This is a genomic window from Spirillospora sp. NPDC048823 (assembly GCF_043198445.1).
In the GTDB taxonomy this organism is placed as follows: Bacteria; Actinomycetota; Actinomycetes; order Streptosporangiales; family Streptosporangiaceae; genus Spirillospora.
Genome location: NZ_JBICUT010000023.1, coordinates 1 through 20,392 on the forward strand (window position 1 = coordinate 1; position 20,392 = coordinate 20,392).

Annotated in this window: 19 protein-coding genes; 8 read left to right on the forward strand and 11 right to left on the reverse strand. The window is 72.4% G+C overall.

Features of this window, described 5'->3' with window-relative positions; all coding sequences use genetic code 11:
- The first annotated feature begins 142 nt into the window (after positions 1 to 142).
- Positions 143 to 1,429, forward strand: coding sequence for a PucR family transcriptional regulator (locus ACGFK0_RS34895; protein WP_392912779.1), 1,287 nt, complete (start codon positions 143 to 145; stop codon positions 1,427 to 1,429).
- A 169-nt stretch (positions 1,430 to 1,598) separates the two neighbouring features.
- Here the strand turns inward: ACGFK0_RS34895 and ACGFK0_RS34900 are convergent, their stop codons facing one another.
- From ACGFK0_RS34900 to ACGFK0_RS34920, 5 genes are all read right to left on the reverse strand, one after another.
- A complete protein-coding gene (locus tag ACGFK0_RS34900) occupies positions 1,599 to 2,894 on the reverse strand; it encodes a tetratricopeptide repeat protein (RefSeq protein ID WP_392912780.1) in 1,296 nt (431 codons plus the stop codon).
- Positions 2,895 to 2,957: 63 nt separating this feature from the next.
- Entirely contained in the window at positions 2,958 to 4,160 is a 1,203-nt protein-coding gene (locus ACGFK0_RS34905) for an ABC transporter permease (RefSeq protein WP_392912781.1), read from the reverse strand.
- A complete protein-coding gene (locus tag ACGFK0_RS34910) occupies positions 4,157 to 4,828 on the reverse strand; it encodes an ABC transporter ATP-binding protein (RefSeq protein WP_392912782.1) in 672 nt (223 codons plus the stop codon). Before ACGFK0_RS34910 ends, ACGFK0_RS34905 begins: the two co-directional genes overlap by 4 nt.
- A 71-nt stretch (positions 4,829 to 4,899) precedes the next feature.
- The gene (locus tag ACGFK0_RS34915) at positions 4,900 to 6,066 is read right to left on the reverse strand and encodes an efflux RND transporter periplasmic adaptor subunit (protein WP_392912783.1); all 1,167 of its coding nucleotides are present in this window, start codon (positions 6,064 to 6,066) and stop codon (positions 4,900 to 4,902) included.
- A gap of 12 nt (positions 6,067 to 6,078) precedes the next feature.
- Positions 6,079 to 6,588, reverse strand: a complete 510-nt coding sequence (locus tag ACGFK0_RS34920; protein ID WP_392912784.1) for a hypothetical protein — start codon at positions 6,586 to 6,588, stop codon at positions 6,079 to 6,081.
- Between the two features lie 116 nt (positions 6,589 to 6,704).
- Between ACGFK0_RS34920 and ACGFK0_RS34925 the strand changes: the two genes are divergently transcribed.
- Positions 6,705 to 7,361, forward strand: a complete 657-nt coding sequence (locus ACGFK0_RS34925; RefSeq protein ID WP_392912785.1) for a response regulator transcription factor — start codon at positions 6,705 to 6,707, stop codon at positions 7,359 to 7,361.
- An 8-nt stretch (positions 7,362 to 7,369) separates the two neighbouring features.
- Positions 7,370 to 8,542, forward strand: coding sequence for a sensor histidine kinase (locus tag ACGFK0_RS34930; protein WP_392912786.1), 1,173 nt, complete (start codon positions 7,370 to 7,372; stop codon positions 8,540 to 8,542).
- Between the two features lie 147 nt (positions 8,543 to 8,689).
- Here the strand turns inward: ACGFK0_RS34930 and ACGFK0_RS34935 are convergent, their stop codons facing one another.
- Positions 8,690 to 10,234 carry an Nramp family divalent metal transporter gene (locus ACGFK0_RS34935; protein ID WP_392912787.1) on the reverse strand — a complete coding sequence of 515 codons (1,545 nt, stop codon included), beginning with the start codon at positions 10,232 to 10,234 and terminating at the stop codon, positions 8,690 to 8,692.
- Between the two features lie 180 nt (positions 10,235 to 10,414).
- A complete protein-coding gene (locus tag ACGFK0_RS34940) occupies positions 10,415 to 11,809 on the reverse strand; it encodes a glycoside hydrolase family 16 protein (RefSeq protein WP_392912788.1) in 1,395 nt (464 codons plus the stop codon).
- A 232-nt stretch (positions 11,810 to 12,041) separates the two neighbouring features.
- On the opposite strand from ACGFK0_RS34940, the gene ACGFK0_RS34945 reads away from it, so the two are divergent.
- The 3 genes from ACGFK0_RS34945 (at position 12,042) to ACGFK0_RS34955 (ending at position 14,424) form a co-directional block, all read left to right on the forward strand.
- On the forward strand, positions 12,042 to 13,034 hold the full coding sequence (locus tag ACGFK0_RS34945) for a LacI family DNA-binding transcriptional regulator (RefSeq protein ID WP_392912789.1): 993 nt from the start codon (positions 12,042 to 12,044) through the stop codon (positions 13,032 to 13,034).
- A gap of 372 nt (positions 13,035 to 13,406) precedes the next feature.
- Positions 13,407 to 13,745: a TraR/DksA family transcriptional regulator gene (locus ACGFK0_RS34950; RefSeq protein WP_392912791.1), complete on the forward strand. Its 339-nt coding sequence runs from the start codon at positions 13,407 to 13,409 to the stop codon at positions 13,743 to 13,745.
- Positions 13,746 to 13,848: 103 nt separating this feature from the next.
- Positions 13,849 to 14,424: a class I SAM-dependent methyltransferase gene (locus ACGFK0_RS34955; RefSeq protein ID WP_392912892.1), complete on the forward strand. Its 576-nt coding sequence runs from the start codon at positions 13,849 to 13,851 to the stop codon at positions 14,422 to 14,424.
- Positions 14,425 to 14,436: 12 nt separating this feature from the next.
- Here the strand turns inward: ACGFK0_RS34955 and ACGFK0_RS34960 are convergent, their stop codons facing one another.
- Entirely contained in the window at positions 14,437 to 15,033 is a 597-nt protein-coding gene (locus tag ACGFK0_RS34960) for a hypothetical protein (RefSeq protein ID WP_392912792.1), read from the reverse strand.
- Entirely contained in the window at positions 15,026 to 15,448 is a 423-nt protein-coding gene (locus tag ACGFK0_RS34965; protein WP_392912794.1) for a hypothetical protein, read from the reverse strand. The genes ACGFK0_RS34960 and ACGFK0_RS34965 overlap by 8 nt, the downstream gene beginning before the upstream one ends.
- A 106-nt stretch (positions 15,449 to 15,554) precedes the next feature.
- On the opposite strand from ACGFK0_RS34965, the gene ACGFK0_RS34970 reads away from it, so the two are divergent.
- Together ACGFK0_RS34970 and ACGFK0_RS34975 are read left to right on the forward strand one after the other, a co-directional pair.
- Positions 15,555 to 16,817: a sensor histidine kinase gene (locus ACGFK0_RS34970; RefSeq protein ID WP_392912795.1), complete on the forward strand. Its 1,263-nt coding sequence runs from the start codon at positions 15,555 to 15,557 to the stop codon at positions 16,815 to 16,817.
- Complete coding sequence (locus ACGFK0_RS34975; protein ID WP_392912797.1) at positions 16,814 to 17,416, forward strand: DNA-binding response regulator; 603 nt, start codon at positions 16,814 to 16,816, stop codon at positions 17,414 to 17,416. Before ACGFK0_RS34970 ends, ACGFK0_RS34975 begins: the two co-directional genes overlap by 4 nt.
- A 54-nt stretch (positions 17,417 to 17,470) precedes the next feature.
- Here the strand turns inward: ACGFK0_RS34975 and ACGFK0_RS34980 are convergent, their stop codons facing one another.
- Positions 17,471 to 19,324: a bifunctional sugar phosphate isomerase/epimerase/4-hydroxyphenylpyruvate dioxygenase family protein gene (locus tag ACGFK0_RS34980; protein ID WP_392912798.1), complete on the reverse strand. Its 1,854-nt coding sequence runs from the start codon at positions 19,322 to 19,324 to the stop codon at positions 17,471 to 17,473.
- A 40-nt stretch (positions 19,325 to 19,364) separates the two neighbouring features.
- On the reverse strand, positions 19,365 to 20,372 hold the full coding sequence (locus ACGFK0_RS34985) for a DctP family TRAP transporter solute-binding subunit (RefSeq protein ID WP_392912799.1): 1,008 nt from the start codon (positions 20,370 to 20,372) through the stop codon (positions 19,365 to 19,367).
- Between the last annotated feature and the right edge of the window lie 20 nt (positions 20,373 to 20,392).

A 20,392-nucleotide genomic window follows, 5' to 3' on the forward strand; every position in this document is an offset into this window, starting at 1 on the left:
CACACCAAAACCCCCACACCCCTGACCCCAACCCCCACACACACCCGCACAGGCACCTTCCCCACCCACCCCAAACCGCCGCCCGCGGCCCGGCCCCAGCGCGCCGACCGGCCAGACCGCGGGCGGCACGGAAGGCCACGCCATGCCCCCCACCGACTACCTGCCGGCAGACGCCCTGCCGATGACCGCGCCCGCATCACCGGATCGGGCGCTGTCCGTTCGCATCACCGAACGGGAGATGACGCGGCGGCTGCGGCGGCTGGTCCCGGACATCGCGGCGGAGGCGGCGGACACCGCGCGCGCCCAGGTCCTCGCCTACGCATGGGGCCGCCGGCCGGACGACCGTGACCTGCTGCGCGAGGCCATCACCGCCGCGATCAACGCTTTCCTGAACCCGGCGGGCCCGCCCGACGAGCCCCCGCCGCAGGTACTCGGCCTCTTCCGGCGGCTCGGCGAGACCGAGGCGGAGGACGGCCGCAGCCCCGAAGATCTGCGGGCGGCGCTGTCGGCGGCGACCGGCGCCGTCGCCGAGCGCCTCGCCGCGGAGACCGTCCGGTACCGCACCGCCCTCACCCCCCGGCGCGGCGGGACGCTCGTCCGGCTCGGCCTGACCTACACCGACAGGCTCCACCAGGCCGCCGCCGCCGGACGACTCGCGGCGGAGAAGCGGGACACCGGCCCGGCCGGGCCGGAACGGCGCCGCCTCGTCGAACTGCTGCTGCACCCGTCTCCCGAGCCGCACGCGCTCAAGGACGCCGCCGCGCACGCGAACTGGCCGCTGCCCCAGACGGTCGCGGCGATCGCCGTGGACCGCCGCAGGCCGAGCGCACCGCCCGGGTTCCTGCCCGCCGACGTACTCAGCGGGCTGCACCTGGACGTCCCGTGCCTGATCTTCCCGGACCCGGCGGGACCGGGCCGGCGCGCGGTGCTGCAGTCGATGCTCGGCGACCACCCGTCGGTCGTCGGCCCAACGGTCGAAATCACCCGCACCGCCCTGTCGCTGCGGCTGGCCCACCGTTGCCTGGAACTGCTCCCGTCCGCGACGCTGCGCACCCGGACGCCGGTGCACCTGAGTGAGCACGTCCCGACACTGCTGCTCCTCCAGAACCCGGAACTGGCCCGCAGCCTCGCAGACCGGAAACTCGCTCCGCTCCGGCGGCTGCGCCCCGCCCAGCGGGAACGGCTCGCTGACACGCTGCTCGCCTACTTCGAGTGCGGCTTCAACGGCAACAGCACGGCCGCCCGCCTGCAGACCCACCCGCAGACCGTCCGCAACCGCATCCGCCAGCTCAACGACCTGTTAGGCCCCGAGCTGTACAACCCCGCGCACGCACTGGACTACCTCATGGCGCTGCACGCCTGGCGGCTTCTGCCGGACGAGCCCCGCAACGACCGGGCCGCCACCCCCGCGACCAGAAGGACGGCGTGATCCACTGGTCTCCGTCCGCCCCGCGCCCCGGCCGGGGCAGGCCTCGCAGGACGGGAGAGGCGGCACAGCGGTGATCCCTTTGGCCGGCCGCCGGTGTGGCGCACCGTGAACTTGCGCACCCGGCCGTTCTTCTCCCATCTCCTGCTCCGAGCCGTGCGGGCGCGGGTGGTCAGGCGGCCTTGCCGCGCGCGATGTAGACGTTCATTGCGGCGAAGTCGAGGGTGATGTTGTACGGCTTGTAGAAGGAGTGGAAGAACGTGGCCAGGACGTCGAATCCGTTGCGGGCGGGCGCCTGGCCGGGGTTCACCAGGCTGTAGGCGCCCTGGGCGGAGGCGCCGCCGAGGCGGCTCTCCTCCGGGTAGCAGGGGTAGGTGACGACCGGGTGGCTGTGGGCGAAGGTCTCCAGCGGGCGGTCGTAGTCGATGCGGACCCCCAGCCGCTTGGCCGTCTCCTCGGACATGACCACGGTGTTCTCGCTGGTTCCGCCGATGGCCAGGCCCACCACCCGGTCGCCGGAGCCGGCGACGCTTCCCGTGCTGTGCGTCATGTGCTCACGGGCCAGCCACAGCGGCAGGGGCTCGGCGCCTGCCCGCGCGGCGTCGGCGCGTGCCCTGCGGGACGCTTCGGGGGTGCGGCGGCGCAGGATCAGCGACCGGCCCGCATAGTCGAAGGTCGTCAGCAGGTGGTAGAGGACCCACGTGCCGATCAGGCCGCCGTCGGCCCCTCCGGGCGACGCCTGGTCGGTCTCCGACCACACGACGGGGACGTTGCGCAGGTCGATGCCGTCCAGCCTGAAGGAGTCCAGCACCCCGAAGTACTGCCATGCCTTGCCGTCCAGGAAGTCGATCTGCTGCTTGGCCACATGGGTCAGCCCGGCTTCCTCGGCCGTTTCCATGGAAAGGCCCAGCCATGGGGCGCCGGTGTAGGGCAGGTAGGGCTTGGGCGGTCCGCCGTTGGCCGAGCCCTCGACCAGCGGTGACGGGTCCAGCTGCCGGAACGGCAGTCGCGCGATGTCGCCGTGGACCTGGTACGGCTCGCCGCGGACCGCGCTGAACCAGGTGGCGAAGACGTCATTGCCGGCCGCTTTCCAGTGGGGAGCGGAGAGGGAGAGCCGGTCCTGCCGGAGGTGGCAGTCGGCCATGAGCCGGTTGGTGTCCTTGTCGCCGGGCGCCAGTCCGAGGGCCATGGTCAGATACTTCTCGGCCTCGGGGAACCTGTTGCTCAGCAGCCCGACATAGCCGCGCCGGCGGGCCGCATGCAGGTCTTCGGGGTTGTGCTTCAGGACTTTCTCGTAGGCGCGGCCGGCCTCCTCGAACCTTCCGGCCTTGAACAGCGCGTCCGCGTCATCGGTGCCGGTCCGCGCGGCGGCCGCCTCGCCGAGCAGCGGCACCGCCGCGGCGGCGCCGGCCACCACGGCCGCACTCCGAAGCACCGAACGCCGGTCCCATTGTCCGTCAGTCGTCATGGCCTTCTCCTTTTCATCATCGTTTTCCGCGGCAGTTCCATGCGTGCCGGCGGTGGTGGACGCTCACAGAGTCCGCAGCGCCTCGGTGGGTGAGAGGCGGGCCGCTCGCAGGGCCGGCAGCAGGCCGGCGATCGCGCCGATCACGATCGCGGCGCCGATCCCCCCGGCCCACGCCTGGGCCGGGATGACCACCGCCCAGCCCTTCGTGTTCGCGTAGACCGCGGTGGCCAGCGCTCCGGCGGCGACTCCGGCCACCCCGCCGAGCAGCGCGAGCATGACCGCCTCGGACAGGAACTGGGTGCGGATATGGCCCCGGGTCGCACCGAGCGCCCGGCGCAGCCCGATCTCCGAGCGCCGTTCCAGCACCGAGATGATCATGATGTTCGCGACCCCGATCGCGCCCACGATCAGCGCCACCAGCCCGAGCCCGAGGAACAGGCTGTTGAACGCGCCCTCCGCGGCGGCTCGCGCCGTGAGCGCGTCGGACGGCTGGCTGACGTCGACGTCGCCGGGTGACTCCGGGTTCGCGGTCTGCGCGAGCACCCCCTGCACCGAGTTCACCTTGTCGGTACGGGCCCGCACGTACACCGTCGTCGGGGGTCCGGCCACCGGCTCGCCCTTGTCGACGGCCGTGTAGCCGAGGTAGCGCTCCGCGGCCGGATAGCCGATCAGGGCGCTGGTGTCGATGTCGGTCGACAGCGCCGCGGGCTTGAGGATGCCCGCGACGTAGAACCACTGGTTCTTCAGCCAGATCCGCTGCCCCGGATGGACGCGGTCGATCCCGAGGCGCTCCGCGGCGAGCGCGCCGAGCACCGTGACCGGCCGGCACTCGGTCGCCGTGTTCAGCCAGCGGCCCTGCGCCACGCCGGTTCCGACCACGTCGGGGAGGTTGAGGCTGGCCGCCTCCACCTTCAGGGCGTTGGTGTTGATCGCCGGGATCAGCGGGCTGCGGTACACGTTCGCGTCGTCGATGACACCGACGTGCGCCACGTCCTCGACATCGGGCAGGTGGGAGATCCGCTGCGGCGCGGCGACCGGAAGCCGCGCCGTCCCACCGGTGACGGATGTGCCGGTGTTGGCGGTCAGGAGGTTCGTGCCCAGCTCGTCGATCTGGGCGAGGAGCCCCGCCTGGGACGACGCGGACAGGCCGAGCACCGCGACGATCGCCGCGGTCCCGATCGCTATCCCGAGCGCGGACAGGGCGGCCCGCAGGAGGCGCGCCCGGATCCCGGCGCCGGCCACGCGCATCTGGTCGGACAGCCTCATACGCCCTCCATCGAACGCGCCGGGTCGCCGGCGACGATCCGCCCGTCGAGGACGTGCAGCCGGCGGGGCATCCGGGCCGCCAGCCCGCCGTCGTGCGTGATCATGAGGATGGTCGCCCCGCCGGCGTTGAGCTCGTGCAGCAGCTCGATGATGGCCGCGCCCGTCCGGCTGTCGAGGTTTCCCGTCGGCTCGTCGGCGAGCACGATGGCCGGGCGGCCGACCAGGGCGCGGGCGATCGCCACGCGCTGGCGCTGGCCGCCCGAGAGCGTGCCCGGACGGAAGCCCGCCCGGTCCTCCAGCCCGACCCGGCTGAGCGCCTCGGCGGCGCGCTCACGCCGCTCGGCCCGTCCCGCGCCGCCGTACAGCAGGCCGTCGGCGACGTTCTCCAGGACGGTGGCGTGCTCGGACAGGAAGAACTGCTGGAAGACGAAGCCGATGCTGCGTGCCCGGAGGGCGGCGAGCCGGCGGTCGGTGAGCGTCGCGACGTCCTCCCCGTCGATCCGCACCGTGCCCTCGCTGGGCCGGTCGAGGGTGCCGAGGATGTGCAGCAGCGTGGACTTGCCCGACCCCGACGGGCCGGCGATCGAGACCAGTTCCCCGCGGCGGACGGTGAAGCTCACCCCGCGCAGCGCGTGGACGGGAGGCTCCGAACCGTACGTCTTGGTCACCCGCTCCAGTTCGATGACATTCGGTGCGCTCCCGGGGTCCGGGGGCCGTGCCCCTGAACGACTCGTCCCGTTCATGTCGACGGCACCACCACTCGGTCGCCGGCCGACAGGGCGCCAGAGACCTGGACCCGCCCGTTGGCGTGGTCGAACAATCCGAGCGTGACCGCCACGAAGCGGGTCCGGCCGTCCCCCGCCGCGACCTCGACTTCGTATCCCCCGCCGGCCCGGCCGACGAGCGCGGTCACCGGCACGCTGAGCGCGTCCTTGACGCCGTCCGTGGTGATCTGCACCTGGACCGGCGCCTGGTCGAGCGTCCCGGCGTCCTTCGGGCGCTTGAGCGTGATGTGGACCGGGAGCGTCGCGGGCTGCGTGTCGGAGTCGTCCTTGCCGGAGGGCGCCGCGACCGCGCCGATCCGGCTGACCACGCCCGGCGTGGTCCGGTTGTCCGGCAGCGTGATCTGCGCCGGATCGCCCTTCTCGACGTCCGACTGCTGGGAGGGATCGAGGTTCACGACCACCTCGCGGCGGTCCGACGACGCCTCCATGATCGGACGGCCCCGGGCCGCGCCCGTGCCGTTCCCGGCCGTCACCTTGCTGATCCGCAGCGGGCCGGGCAGGAACACCGCCTGGCCGAGGTCCAGCCTGCCGGTCACGTCGGCGCCGCGCTCGTCCTGGAGTTTCTCCAGGGCCGCCGCGGTCGCCCATCCGAAGTGGCCGGAATCGGGATCGGGTCCGGATCGGCCGGCGTGGCCCCCGTCCACCAGGGTCTTGTTCAGCGCCCGGACGTCCTTGCCGTCATCGCCCACGGCCAGGTCCCGGTACGCGGGCGTGCTCCCGCAGATCAGGATCACCGGCTCCTGGTCGACCTTGTAGAGCGTCTCGCCGCAGCCGATCTGGGCGCCCGCCACCGGCACCCAGGTGTAGGTCCCCTTCGCCTGGTTGACCACCGGGTACGGGGCCCCGCCGGCGCCGCCCGCGTACGAGAGCGTCCCGGTCTGGCCGACCTGCGAGGAGAGCGGGCCCTTCTGGACCGCCACGAGCGACGTGCCGCCGCCGGCCGTCGTCTCGGCCGCGCCGCCGTCACCGGACGAGCCCGGCACGGCGACCGCCGCACCGACCGCGGCCACGACCGCGAGCACGGCACCGCCGCCGATCATTCTGCGGCGGCTGCGCCGCGGCCGGAGCCGGGCGGGCGCGTCCCGCGTCTCCACGTCCCGTTCGGTCACTCTGAGGTTCATCGAGTCCCCGCCTCAGCCGCCGGTGCCCTTGGCACCACCGGCTTCGAGAGGGCGGCAGGCCTCCACGGCCCTCCGGAACTGCGGTGACTTGTTGTCGATGGTGCCCCGTTCCACCTGGATGCGCCCGTTCTGCGGGTCAGGGAAGTTCGGGACGCCGTTCTCCCGCATGCACTGGGTCCACTTCAGCATCTTCCGCTGGAGCTCGGCGTTCTCCGGCGTACCGGGCTGAAGCTGGGGCGGCTCCAGCGACTGGCACGCCCGCCGCGCCTTCCGGAACGCCGCGGAGTCGCGCCCCGGGAAGTTCGCGCCCGGGGTCTGGCCGGGGTCGGGGTAGCCCGGGAGGCCGTTCTCACGCATGCACTGCGCGTGCTTGATCCCCTGGTCCGCCGTGGCGCTCGCCTTCGCGCCGGACGAGTTCGCGCCGGACGAGCCGGTCTTCGAGTCGCCGGAGCCGCCGCATCCGGCGCCGGCCACGGCGAGGACGGCGGCGGAGGCGGCCAGCAACACAGAAGCCCTGTTCATCGTTCCCCTTCCGACGGATATCGCTTGCGAGGTCATTTCTAGGGAGGGGGCGGTCACATGGCGGTGCGCGAGGCTGTGACCCGGCTGTGACCGCGGATCGGGGAGTCTGATCGGTGATGAGAGTGCTGGTGGCCGAAGATCACGCGGAGTTGGCGGATTCCGTGGTCCGCGTCCTGCACCGCGAGGGGATGGCGGTGGACGTCGCCCTCGACGGCCAGGCCGCGCTCGACCGCACGGCGCTGACCGACTACGACGTGGTCGTGCTGGACCGCGACCTTCCCGGGGTGCACGGCGACGACGTCTGCCGCGCGCTGGTGGCCGCGCCGTCCCGCCGGACCCGGGTCCTGATGCTCACCGCGTCGGGCACGATCGCCGACCGGGTCGAGGGGCTCAGCCTGGGCGCCGACGACTACCTGCCGAAGCCGTTCGCGTACGCCGAACTCGTCGCGCGGATCCGCGCCCTGGGGCGGCGGGCGCAGCCGGCGCTGCCGCCGATCCTGGAGCACGGCGACCTGCGGCTCGACCCGGCCCAGCGGGTCGTCACCCGCTCGGGGCTGCGCCTGGCGCTGAGCCCGAAGGAGCTGGCGGTGCTGGAGTACCTGCTCGCCGCGGGGGGACGCGTCGTCTCCGCCGAGGAACTGCTGGAACGCGTCTGGGACGAGGCGGCGGACCCGTTCACCACGACGGTCAAGGCGACGATCAACCGCCTCCGGGCCAAGCTGGGATCCCCGCCGGTGATCGAGACCGTCCCGCAGAGCGGTTACCGGATATGAGGCCGCTCATGCGCAAGGTGCCGCGGACGGTCCGGATGCGCCTCACGCTGCTGTACGGGACGTTGTTCACCGTCTCCGGCGCGGTCCTGCTGGCGATCACGTTCCTGCTCGTCCAGAGGAACGCGGTCTTCAAGGTGAGAGTGCCGTGCTTCGACAAGGCGGCGGAGGACTGTGCGTTCCGGCTGCCCGGCACGCCCCTCGAGTCGGCCGATTCGGTGCGCGCATGGAGGGAGCAGCAGACCCAGACGCAGGCGCAGGAGTTCCTCGTCCAGGCCGGGATCGCACTGGCGATCATGCTGGTGGTCTCCCTGTTGCTCGGCTGGTTCGTCGCGGGACGGGTACTGCGCCCGCTGCGCACGATGACCACCACCGTGCAGCACATCTCGGCGCGCAACGTGCACGAGCGGCTGGCCCTCACCGGCCCCCGCGACGAGCTCAAGGACCTCGCCGACACCGTGGACGGCCTGCTCGGACGCCTGGAGACGGCGCTCGACGCGCAGAAGCGCTTCGTCGCCAACGCCGCGCACGAACTCCGCACCCCGCTCACGCTCGAACGCGCACTGCTGGAGGAGACGCTCACCGAACGCCGGCCGACCCTTGAGGCGTTCCGCGCGACCTTCGAGCGGATCCTGACGATCAGCGATCAGCAGGGGAACCTGCTGGAGTCCCTGCTCACGCTGGCGATCAGCGAGCGGGGGCTGGACGGCCGCGTCCCGGTGGACCTCGCCGCGCTCACCGAGCAGGTGCTGGCGACCCGGCCGGAGACACCCGCGGGCGGGCCGGAGCCACCCGCGGGCGGGCCACGCCTGTACCCGCGGATCGCACCCGCCGCGACCGCGGGCGATCCCGCCCTGGTCGAGCGCCTCGTGGCCAACCTCGTCGACAACGCCATGCGGTACAACGTGCCCGGAGGGAGCGTCGACGTGGCGACCGGAACGCGGGACGGGCAGGCCGTGGTCAGCGTGAGCAACACCGGGCCGGTCGTCCCGCCCGAGCAGGTGGCCCGGCTGCTCGAACCGTTCCAGCGGCTGGACCGGTCCGCGCGCGGCGACGGGCACCACGGGCTCGGCCTGTCCATCGCCCACGCGATCGCGATCGCGCACGGCGGAACCCTCAGCGCGGTCCCGCGCCAGGACGGCGGTCTCGTCGTCCAGGCCGCCTTCCCCGCCGCGGACACCTGATCAGCGGGGGACGGCGCGCGGCTCACCTGCGTTCGTCTCCGCCGTGCGGGTGGCGGGCGTCGCCACCGCTACGGGCGCATGGCCGGCCGACGCGACCCGTCTCGCTCGATGACGATGTCGGCGCGCCGGGGCCGGCGAATCACGTGATCAGAAGGTGACGAGCGGGTCGCCGATGAAGTCGGCGATGAAGTTGATGAAGAAGAACCCGAAGAACAGGAAGTTCAACACCAGGATGACGTAGTGCCACGGGCGGGGCCGGGCCGGCCGGGGCAGCCTGCTGTTGAGGTAGATGAGCATGAACGGGAAGATCAGCGCACCCAGGTTGGACATGTTCGCCGACCACTGCACCAGGCTGACCGGCAGCGCGAAGTGCAGGATGACCCCGATGATCACCAGTAGCAGCAGCATGAACGGGTAGTAGAAGCGCCGCGGGTCGCCTTCCAGCAGCACGCGCAGCCTGGGGCTGGTGGCGTGCGCGGCGTCGGTGGTGACGCGCACCATCGCCTCGAAGATGCCGAGCTGGGTGGTGAACAGCACCAGCACGCCCACGATCAGCGCGATGTAGAACAGCCAGCGGCCGTACTCGGCGTCCAGCGCGGCGGCCACGAAGGTCGGCACGTTCTCCTGGGTGACCTCCTGGCCGGAGATCTCGACCGCGTGGGCCATCAGGAGGGTCGGCAGCAGCATGCCGATGATCGCGCCGGCGAAGAAGATCGCCCACATGTCGGTGAGCAGCAGCCGGTACCAGCGCTTCCACAGCCCCCGGTTCTTCTCGTCGTCGGGGAAGGTCACGCCGCTGGGCAGGACCTCGACGCGCCGGCCCCGCAGGCCCGCGATGAACCCGGCCCGGTGGCCCATGCCGTAGCCCTTGTCCCGGTAGTGGCCCATCACGTACCAGTTCAGCCCGGACGCCAGCGCGGTGAACCCGGCCAGCCCTCCGATCTGGGTGGCGGTGATGCCCTCCGGCGGCGCCGCGGGGGTGACGAAGCCGGTGATGCCGTCCCACCAGATTCCGGGCGGCACCAGGAAGACGCACAGCAGCAGCAGCGTGAACAGGATCGCGCCGATCAGCACCCAGTTGACCAGCTCCAGCGTCCGGGAGACCCGGCGGGCCGCGGCGGCCATCAGGAACACCACCACCAGCAGCGCGATCGCCCAGATCCGCGGTTCCTCGGCGCCTTCGGGCGCGGTTTCGGCGTGGACGAGGGCGTACAGCCCCTCCCCCGCCGAGGCCGCCCAGCCGCCGGCGATGAACGCGAAGAGGATGAGGAACACCGATGCCGGCACCCACAGGAACCAGCCGGGCGGGACGCGTCCCCAGCCCACCACCGGCACCTCACCGGTCGCGACCACGTACCGCGAGCACTCGATGTTGTAGAGGGTCTGCAGCAGCGCGGAGACCAGGATGATCCAGCCGACGCCCTCGAACCCGAACTGGCCGACCGCCTGCGGGCCCAGCAGCCACTCACCGCTGCCGATGGAGATGCCCAGCGCGATCAGGCTCGGGCCGAGCGCGTACTTGACCAGCTCCTTGGGACCGATCCGGCGGACGCCGAAGACCTCCTCGGGGGTGGGCAGATCGGTGACCGGCAGGTCGGGGCGGCTCACCCCCAGCTTGTACGTCCCGGCCACGGCGGCCTCCGCCGGCCCGTCCTCGGGAACCCCGCCCATCGGCTCGGGGGTCTCGGTCATGGGGCACCTCCCGGTGGATCATGCCCCCGACATTCCTCGGCTGCCCGCATGATCCGCCAAGGATGCGCCCTCTGCAAGAGCCCGCCGGCGGCGATTGAAACGGGTTCCCCGTGCGAGCCACCACCGGTCGGACACGCCCGCGCCCGCACCTGCCGGCCAGGTGCGGGCGCGGACGGCCGGTCAGTCGGCGAAGGTGAACCAGTTGAGGTTGACGAAGTCGGCCGGTTGGCCGCTGCTGAAGGTGATGTAGACGGTGTGGGCGCCGGTCACGCCCGCGATGTTGGCGGGTACCGTCCGCCAGTTCTGCCAGCCGCCGGTGTTCGCTACGGCGAACTCGCCGATCACCTGGCCGGTCGGGCTGTCCAGCCGCACCTGCACCAGGCCGCTGACCCCGGCCGGCGCACCCGAGGCGACCCTGGCCCGGAACTGCGTGGCCGGGGTGCCGCCGAAGTCGACGTCGTCGTAGCGAAGCCAGTTGCCGTTGTCGATGTGGCTGACGTTCTGGCCGCCTCCGGTGTCGGTGGTGGTTTCGAGCTGCGTGCCCGACTGGGCCTGACGGCTCTCCGCCTGGATGGTGGAGCGAGCGTCGACCTCGCCGCCCGTCGGGGGCGGGGTGCTGGAGTCGCCGCTCTGCCAGACCGCGACGTAGTCGACGACCATGGGGCGTCCGGAGACGGTGTCCGCGGTGGGGGTGGCGTGCCCGGCGACGCCGTTGGGGAACGCGCCGCCCATGGCCACGTTGAGCAGCAGGAAGTAGCCGCCGTGCCCGGTCATGTTCGCCCACGTGGTGGCGTCGAGCTGGTTCTGGCTGATGCTGTGGAACGGCTGGCCGTCCACGTACCAGCGCAGCTGGTTGGGGCTGACGCTGCGGTCCCACTCGAAGCGGTAGGTGTGCATGCCCGCCTGGCAGGACGTGCCGGGGCAGGCGCGACTGGCGCCGAGCCCGGTCGTCTCGTTGCACGGGCCGCCGGAGCTTACGCCGCAGTGCAGGACGGCCCAGACCGAGTTGATCCCGTTGACGTTCTCCATGATGTCGAACTCGCCGATCGACGGCCAGTTCCAGTAGTTGCCCCGGTAGGGGGAGCCCAGGGCCCAGAACGCGGGCCAGTAGCCCAGGGCCGGGGCGCCGGTGACGTCGGGCATCTGGATCCGTCCCTCGATGCGCAGGACGCGTCCGTCGGCGGGCTTGAAGTCGGCGCGGCGCGTCTCGATGCGGGCCGACGTCCACCCGCCCGACGCGGTCCTGAGCGGGGTGATCCGCAGGTTGCCGCTGCCGTCCAGGCTGACGTTGGCGGGGTCGGCGGTGTAGTTCTGGATCTCCCCCGTGCCCCAGTTGCCCGGGCCTCCGGGGTAGCCGTGACCGGTATCGATGATCCAGTTCGCGGACGAGGGGAGCGAGCCGGCCGAACCGTCGAAGTCGTCGCTCCAGACCTGGCTCCAGCCCTCCGGGGGCGGCGGAACGGACGCGCCGGCCGGCGGCGGCGTCACGGCGGTGGCGATCGCCACCGGAAGCGCGGCGGCGAGGACGGCGAGAACGGACCTGCGCCAGAGCCGGGGATGTCTCGGTGAGGTCATGGCGGGGGGCCCCCAGAGTGGGGGTGGAGCAGGCGCGGGGTGCCTGCCCTCTGGTGGGGTCAATGTCACCCGCCCGGAACGGTCCGTCAATAGGCAAGAGAGCGCTCTCTCACAGCCCCGCGCACGCAATGGTGCATCTAGCAGCGAACATGGCGTTTCGCCGTCAATTGGAGGATCATTAAAGAAATCGCTCTCTTGGCACATGCGCACGTTGACCCGGTGGGGAGGCGGCATGAAACGTCCCACGCTGGAGGCCGTGGCGGCCAGGGCCGGGGTCTCCCGGGCCACGGTGTCGCGTGTGGTCAACGGCTCGGACACCGTGAACCCCCGGATCCGCGCGGTCGTCCTGCGCGCCGTCGAGGAACTCGGTTACATCCCCAACTCGGCGGCCCGCAGCCTGGTGACCCAGCGCACCGGATCGATCGGGCTGGTCGTCTCCGAGCCGCTCGCCCGCGTGTTCTCCGACGACCCCTTCTTCTCTCTGGTCGTCCGTACCGTGAGCCAGGAACTGGAGGCCGCCGACAAACAGGTCGTCCTCATGATCCCCTCCTCGCCGGCGGGCCAGGCGAGGGTCGAGCGGTACGTCACGGGCCGCCATGTGGACGGGGTCATCCTGCTCTCCCAGCACGGCGCGGATCCCCTGCCCGCGGCTCTCCTGCGGACGGGCGTACCCGTGGTGTCGCACGGGCGGCCTGTGTCCACGGCCAAGCCGCCGTACTGCGACGTCGACAACGTCGCGGGCGCACGGACCGCGGTGGAACACCTCCTGGCGAAGGGGCGGCGGCGCATCGCCACCATCACCGGCCCGCTCGACATGTCCGCGGGGCTGGACCGGCTGGCCGGCTACCGCGAGCTCCTCTCCGGAACCGGCCGCCGGTCCCTGGCCGCCATAGGGGACTTCACCCGTGAGTCGGGGGCGGCCGCGATGGACCAGCTCCTGGAGGACGACCCGGGTCTCGACGCGGTGTTCGCCGCGAGCGACCTGATGGCGACCGGAGCGCTGCACGCGCTGCGGAAGGCGGGCCGTCGCGTCCCTGACGACGTCGCCGTCGTCGGCTTCGACGACATCGACGCCGCCCGGTACACCGATCCGCCGCTGACCACCGTCCGCCAGCCCATCGCCGAGGTCGCCAAGGCCATCGTCCGGATGCTGCTCACCGGGGTCGACCATCAGGCCGAGCCGGTGATCTTCCCGACCGAGCTCATCGTGCGTGACTCCACCTGAGCCGGCCGCCGGCCCCGCGCGCGCCGGGCGGTTCGCGGATCAGGCGGGAATGGTGGCGAGGAGAGGCCAGGGGGTGGCCCGTTCGACCTGTGCGGCAGCACGCCGAGGAGATCAGCGGCTGGAACATCCGCGAGGTCGGAGCGGTCCCCGGCATCGCCGGGTTTCGCGCTGCACGTCGCGGCCGAGGAGTGCTACGAGGCGGCCGGGGTGCCCGGCCGGGCGATCTCCGGCACGGGTGCCGCTTCGGCGGCGCCACGGCGAACATCGAGGCGTTCACCGAGACCGCTGGATCACCATGCGCGGCGAGCCCCCGCAGTACCCGCTCTGACCGGCATCGGAATCGCGTGCGGCGCGGCGGGCGTTGACAGTCAGGTGACCATAGCGGAGGAACGCCTGATCGCGGATCGCGCCGCCACCGTGGAACTCGTGGCATCGCTGAGCGGCGACTGGGACGGCATCGTCGAGGCGTCGGCGCAGACCGGGGTGGATGACGAGCACGACCCGGAAGGCGCCACCATCGCCTTCGAACGCGCCCGGATCCAGGCGTCGCTGAGCCGGTCCCGCGCGCATCTTGCCGACCTTGACGACGCGCTCCGCCGCCTCGGTGACGGTACCTACGGCATCTGCGAACGCTGCGGCGGCCCGGTCGGGGAGGAACGCCTGGCCGCACGGCCGGCCGCCCGTACCTGCATCGCCTGCGCAAGCACCTGACCCGCATCACACGTTGCGCGGGGTCCTCCGCCGGTTCGCCGACCCCGGTGCGGGCGCTGGGTTCCACCATGAGACGGTCGGAAACGTGACGAACTACGCCCGCATGTATCGCTTCGGCGTCACCCCCTGGGAGCGCTACGGAAAAGCCGCGGCGGCGAGTATCGCCGCGCTGCTCGACCGCGAGGAGACCGAGCGGCCCCGCCCGCTCGGCCGGGCCCTCGACCTCGGCTGCGGTCGCGGCCAGTTCACCCCCGAACTCGGACGCAGAGGCTGGGAGGCGGTCGGCGTCGACTACGTGCCGGCCGCGATCGAAGCGGCCGGACGCCAGGCGGTGGAGGGCGTCACCTATGTCGTGGGGGACGTGACGAACCTGCCGCCGGCCGGCCTCGGGACGTTCGACTTCTTCCTCGACGTCGGCTGCTTCCAGGGTTTCGACGCCGAGCAGCAGCGGGCCGAGGGGCGGGGCGTCTCCGCGCTGGCCAACCCCGGCTCGACGCTGCTCATGCTCGCCTTCGGCCGCACCCGGCTGCGCGCCCGGGTGGGCGGGGTGTCCCAGGCGGAGGTCGAGGCCGCGTTCCCGGACTGGGAACTGCTCGACGTCCAGCCCGCGGACACCAAGGGGCTGGGCTGGCCGATGAACAGGACCTCACCGCAGTGGTACCGCCTCCGCCTGCGGTGACCTTGGCCGGTGTCACACGAAGAGGATGAGTTGGGCGGCGATGAGGACGTCGATCACGGCGCACCATAGGGCGTACGAGCGGAGCACGACCTTGTCGAGCCTGAGGTGGACGAGGTCCCAGATGCCGTGCAGGAACCAGCCGGCCGCCACGACGTAGCGGCCCGCCTCCGGGTCGATGATCAGGCCGGCCAGCGCCACGGCGCCGAAGCCGATCATGGCGAGTGCCTGTGCCTGGAGCTCACCCGACCGGAACAGGCGCCCGTCGGCGGCGCCCCAGACGAGGACGGCCAGGGCCACGGCCGCGGCGACCCCGGCCGGGTCGACGACGTCCACCGCCTCCAAGGCGGTGAAGGCGACGAGGAGGACGGCGAGCACCGCCCACGTCCCCCGGCGCCAATGGAACTTCGCGACCAGCAGGTAAAGCAGGGGCAGCAGTATGAACGCCTGCGCGAGGGACGTGACCTGCTCGCCGGTGTCGCCGCCGCCGCCCCAGGTGGCGGCGCTCATCGCGACGGCGAGGGCCGTCGGCCAGAGATACCGGGCGGCGGTGCCGATTCTTGACGTGGGCCGCGCTTCCGCACCGGGCGCGGCGGTGCCGAGCTCAGACATGGGCCGCGCTCCCGTACTCGGTGCGGCGGCGGAGCATGAGCAGGAACATCGCAGGCAGCATCAGGACGTGTTCCAGAAGCATCAGCGAGCCGCCCGCGATCACGCTCAACCACAGCAGCGGGAACAGCAGGGCGAGCGGCGCGAACATGGCGGCCGTCATCTCCAGGGAGCTCGCCCAGCCGTGGCCGCGGTAGCGCATCCACACGACCATTCCGACGGACATCTCGGCGGCCATCTCCACGGAGGCCCACTCGTCGCCGCCGGGGAACTCCAGCCCGGTGAGGGCCAGGGCGCCCCGCACGGCGATGCCGAGGACGGCCATCCCGACGAACATCGCTGCGATCATTTCCAGGTAGTGGCGGAGGAGGTGCCGCCAGGCGATCGCCTGCGGGCGACCGGTGGTGGGTGTCGTCATGACCGGGTCCCTTCTATACGGGGGTTGGGTATCTTCGCGTCCAAGCCTGGTGGACGCCCGGAACAGCCGTCAGTGCCGGAACCGCACGGGAGAGCAGGAAATCGTCATGGGATCCGATGACATTCGTCATGCGCCGCCCGGATCCGGTGTGCGCCGCCCGGACGGGGCCGCGGTGGGTCGCGAGCCGGGCCTTGAGCGTTTCCGCAGGCACGTCCGGTGGAGCCTGACCGCGACGTTCGCGATCTTCGTGGTCATGTTCGCCGAGGACTGGATCACGCATCCCGAGCTGAGCGTCCCGGGGCGTGCCTCGGCCGCGGCGGCACTGCTCCTCCTGATCGTGGCGATGGTCGTGTTGTTCGGCCGGCGGCTGCCGTCCACCGATGCGGAGGGGGGCGGGGACTCCGAACTGCCCCGGCCGCCGGTGGCGTGGCTCACCGCCGGGTGGGCGGCCGCGGTGCCGCTCGCGGTGATTCCGCTGGCGCTGCCCGGCCAGCGGCTGTGGTCGCTGGCGCCGGCGGTGATGGTGTCGGTCACCGCGACGTTCCTGCCGCCGGAGCGGCGGCGGCTCCTCATCGCCGCCGGGATCGTCGCCGCCGCGGCGATCGGCGGGCTGGCGGGCGGCGCCACCGGCGACGGGTGGCGGTTCGCGACGGGATTCCCGGCCGGGATGGTCGCCTTCACGGCGTGGACGACGCTCGGGGCACTGTGGGCGTGGGACGTCGCCGACCGGCTGAACCAGGGCCGCCGAATGGCCGCGGAGCTGGCCGTCAAGGACGAGCGGCTGCGCTTCGCCGCCGACCTGCACGACATCCAGGGCCATCACCTGCAGGTCATCGCGCTCAAGAGCGAGCTGGCCGCGCGGCTCGCCGGCACCGACGCGGCGCGGGCCGCGGAACAGATGACGGAGGTGCATCAGCTGGCCGTCGACGCGCTGAGCGACACCCGGGCCGTGGTGCAGGGGTACCGGCGCACCACACTGGACGAGGAACTCGCCAACGCGGCCAAGGTGCTGTCGGCCGCCGGCATCGAGACCCGCGTGGAACCGGGACACGACCCGGGGGCAGGCGAGCTGCCGGACGCCTGCCGGCACCTGCTGGGACTGGTGATGCGGGAGGCGACCACGAACATGCTGCGGCACAGCCGGGCGCGCGGCGCCGCGATCGGCTACCGGGTGGCGGACGGCACGGCCCGGCTGCGGGTGCGCAACGATGGGGCGGTGGACACGCCCGGAACGGGAACCGGCACCGGCCTGCGCACCCTCGCCGACCGGCTGGAACAGGTCGGCGGCAGGCTGACCTGGGAACACGACGGCGAGTGGTTCGAGCTGACCGGCTCGCTGCCGCTGCACGCGGAGGCGGGCGACCGATGATCCGGCTGCTGATCGCCGACGACGAGGACCTGCTGCGCGGCGCGCTCGCGGCCCTTCTGGAGCTGGAGGACGACCTGACCGTGGTCGCGGAGGCGGCGACCGGGACCGACGCCGTCGAGCTGGCCCGCCTACACCGTCCCGACATCGCGGTGCTCGACCTGGAGATGCCGCCGGCGGACGGGCTGCACGCCGCCGGGCTCATCCGCGCCGAGCTGCCGACCCGGATCATCCTCGTCACCCGGCACGCCCGGCCGGGGGTGCTGCGCCGCGCGCTGGCCGCCGGGGTCCAGGGGTTCGTGCCGAAGACGACGCCCGCTTCCCGGCTCGCCGAGATCGTCCGGGACGTCGCCGCGGGCCGCCGCTACGTCGACCCCGACATCGCCGCGTCCGCGCTGACCGAGAGCGACTGCCCGCTCTCCGGGCGGGAGTTGGAGGTGCTGCGCGCGTCCCGGACGGGAGCGCCGGTCAGCGAGATCGCCGCCGAGGTGCACCTCGCTCCCGGCACGGTCCGCAATTACCTGTCGTCGGCCATGGCGAAACTGGGTGCGAACTCGCGGCATGCCGCCGCGCACCGCGCCTGGGAAGAGGGCTGGATCTGATCACGGCCCATGGTCGCGGCCCCTGGTCGCGGTCCCTGGTCGCGGTCCCCGGCGTCACGGGCTCCGGGCCGCGCGCTTTCGGGTGTGGGCGGCGCGGTGGGCGGCCATGCGGACGGGTGCGTTGGCGGTGCCGTAGCCGGTATGGCCGGAGGAGCGCTGGACGAATTCGAGGAAGACCCGCGACCCCAGGATCTCCGTGCAGAGGTGGAAGTACTCGGCGTCGCCGTCCCGGTCGTAGAAGACGCCGTGCTCGCGCAGGGCGGTGAGCAGGGCCGGGTCGGGTGCGAGGCGGGCGTCCAGGTCGTCGTAATAGTTGCCGGGGACGTCCAGCAGCGGGGCGCCACGGCCGCGCAGGACCTGTGCGGTGCGGAAGATGTCGTCGGTGCGGAAGGCCACGTGCTGGGGGTCGGGGACGGCCGGAGCCCAGGAGCCGCGGCGCAGCACGGTCCCGTCGAGCAGGAGGCGCAGCCTGCGGCCGGGGTCGGTGACGGCCCGGCTGCGGACGAGCCCGAAGGGCGCGGCGAGTTCGGCGTCGTGCTCGGGCGCGAGACCGAACAGCGAGCGGTAGAAGAGGGTCGCCTCGTCGAACGCGTCGAAGGGCTGCGACAGGGCGAGGTGGTCGATGGCGGTGATGCCGGCCTCGGCCGGTCCCGGCATGCCGGAGAGGATGAAGTCGCCGAGCCAGCCGTCCGGGGCGCCGGTCCGGCAGAAGAAGACGGCGGTGCCGTCGGGGGCGGCCACCGAGGTCAGGTCGGCCTCCGCCGCACCGCGGGTCCGCGGCAGGGCGGGGGCCAGCAGCGCGGTGGCGCGCCGGGCCGAGCGTCCGGGATCGCCGGTCTCGACGGCGAACGCGCCGATCGCGGCCCGGGCCGTGCCGGTGGTGTTGAGCAGGACCCGGGCGTCGCCCTGCTGCCAGAGCTGTACCGGTTTGGACCGGTGCTGCCCGATGTGCGCGAAACCGGTGGCGGCGAGGGTCCTGGCCATCTCGGTGCCGGACTCGGCGTCGGCCGCCAGTTCCACGAAGGCGAAACCTTCGGGCGCGGACGCCGCCGGGACCGGCGCGGGCAGGCCCCGGCGGGCGGCCGCCGCGGGGTCGCGGCGGACGAGTCCCTCCTCCAGCACGATCAGCGAACGCATCGCGTCCACGGCCGCGCGGCCGGGGGGTGCCTGCCGGAACACGTCGTTGAAGACCTCCAGCGACAGCGGGCCGGGGTAGCCGGCCGCGAGCACCCGCGAGGTGAAGCCGACGAGGTCGAAGGCGCCCTGCCCCGGGAAGAGCCGGTGGTGGCGGCTCCACTGGAGCACGTCCATGCGCAGGTGCGGGGCGTCGGCGAGCTGGAGGAAGAAGAGCTTCTCGGCGGGGAACTCCGTAATGCCCGTGATGTCGCCGCCGCGTGACAGCACGTGGAAACTGTCGAGGCACAGCCCCAGCGCGGGATGGTCGGCCCGCAGGACGAGGTCCGCCGAACGCTCCCACGTCCGGACGAACCTCCCCCAGGCCAGCGCCTCGTAGGCGACCCGGACCCCGTGGTCGGCGGCGACCTCGGCGAGGGCGCGCAGGTGCCGGGCGGCGAGGGCGTCGTCGTCGACGGCCTCGGACGCGACCGACGAGCACACCAGGACGGTGCCGGCGCCGAGGCGCCGCGCCAGCGCGAACTTGTGCCCGGCCCTGCGCAGGTTGCGCCGGTGCAACTCCTCCGGGACGGCCTCGAAGTCGCGGAACGGCTGGTAGAGCTCGACGGTCAGGCCGAGGCCGGCGCAGCGTTCGGCGACCTGCTCGGGGCTGAGCGGGCAGGCGAGGAGGTCGTTCTCGAAGATCTCGACGCCGTCGAATCCGGCGGCCGCGGCCGCGCTCAGCTTGTCTTCGAGCGTGCCCGACAGGCACACCGTCGCGATCGACCGTCGCATGGTCCTTCCCTCCATTCCCGCGCAGGGCCCGGTTCGCCGGTCAGGGGGCGGTGGAGCGGATCGTCTTGAACAGCCCGGCCTGCTCGCCTTCGAGGTTCGCGCCGAAGTACGCCCTGGCCTTCGTGGCGAACGCGTTGCGGTCGACGTCCTCGACGATCGCGGGCTCGCCCTTGCCCTTCCACTCGGCGAGGATCTTCGCCTCGTCCTGCTCGATGCACTTCCGGTTGGCGGCGCGGGTGTCCGAGACGGCCTTCTGGAGGGCCTTCTGCTGCTCGGGACCGAGCTTCTTCCAGCTTTCCTCGTTGATGACGATGAGCTGGGAGCCGGTCTGGTGTCCGGTCAGGCTGACATGGGTCTGGACCTCGTCCAGGCTCTTCTCCGCGATCGTCGGGATCGGGTTCTCCTGCCCGTCGATGGTCTTGCGCTGGAGGCTGAGGTACAGCTCCTCGAACGCGACGGCGGTGGGGGTGGCGCCGACCGCCTTGGCGTTCTCCAGGTAGATCTTGGAGTCGGGGAACCGCATGCGCAGGCCCTTGAGGTCCTCGGGCTTGCGGATCGGCTTGTTGGCGGTGAAGTGCCGCATCCCGAAGTACCAGACGTCCAGCACGCGGGCGCCGGTCGCCTTGGCGAACTCCGCCTTCAGGCCGGTGCCCTCCTGCCCGTCGAAGAAGGTGAACAGGTGGTCCGGCCCGTTGAACGCGTAGGCCATGTCCAGGACGCCGATGGGGGCGTAGCTCCCGGCCAGCGCGGACGAGCCCTGCACGTCCATGTCGAGGTCGCCGGACCTGACGGAGGTGAAGCGCGTGTCGTCGTTGCCGAGCTGGCTGTTGGGGAACGTCTCGACCTTGACGCCGATGTCCTGGCCGTTGACCGCGTCGGCGACGGCCTTGATGCCGCAGCGGGTGTGCGGATGGTTGTCGGTGTAGCTGTTGGCGAAGGACAGGGTGACGGTTCCTCCGCCGTCGCCGCTGTTCATCGCGCTGCAGCCGGTCGCCAGGACGGCCGTGGCGGTCAGGGCCAGCAGCGTCTTGTGGGGTGTTCTCGGCATCTGCCTTGCTCCTCACGGGG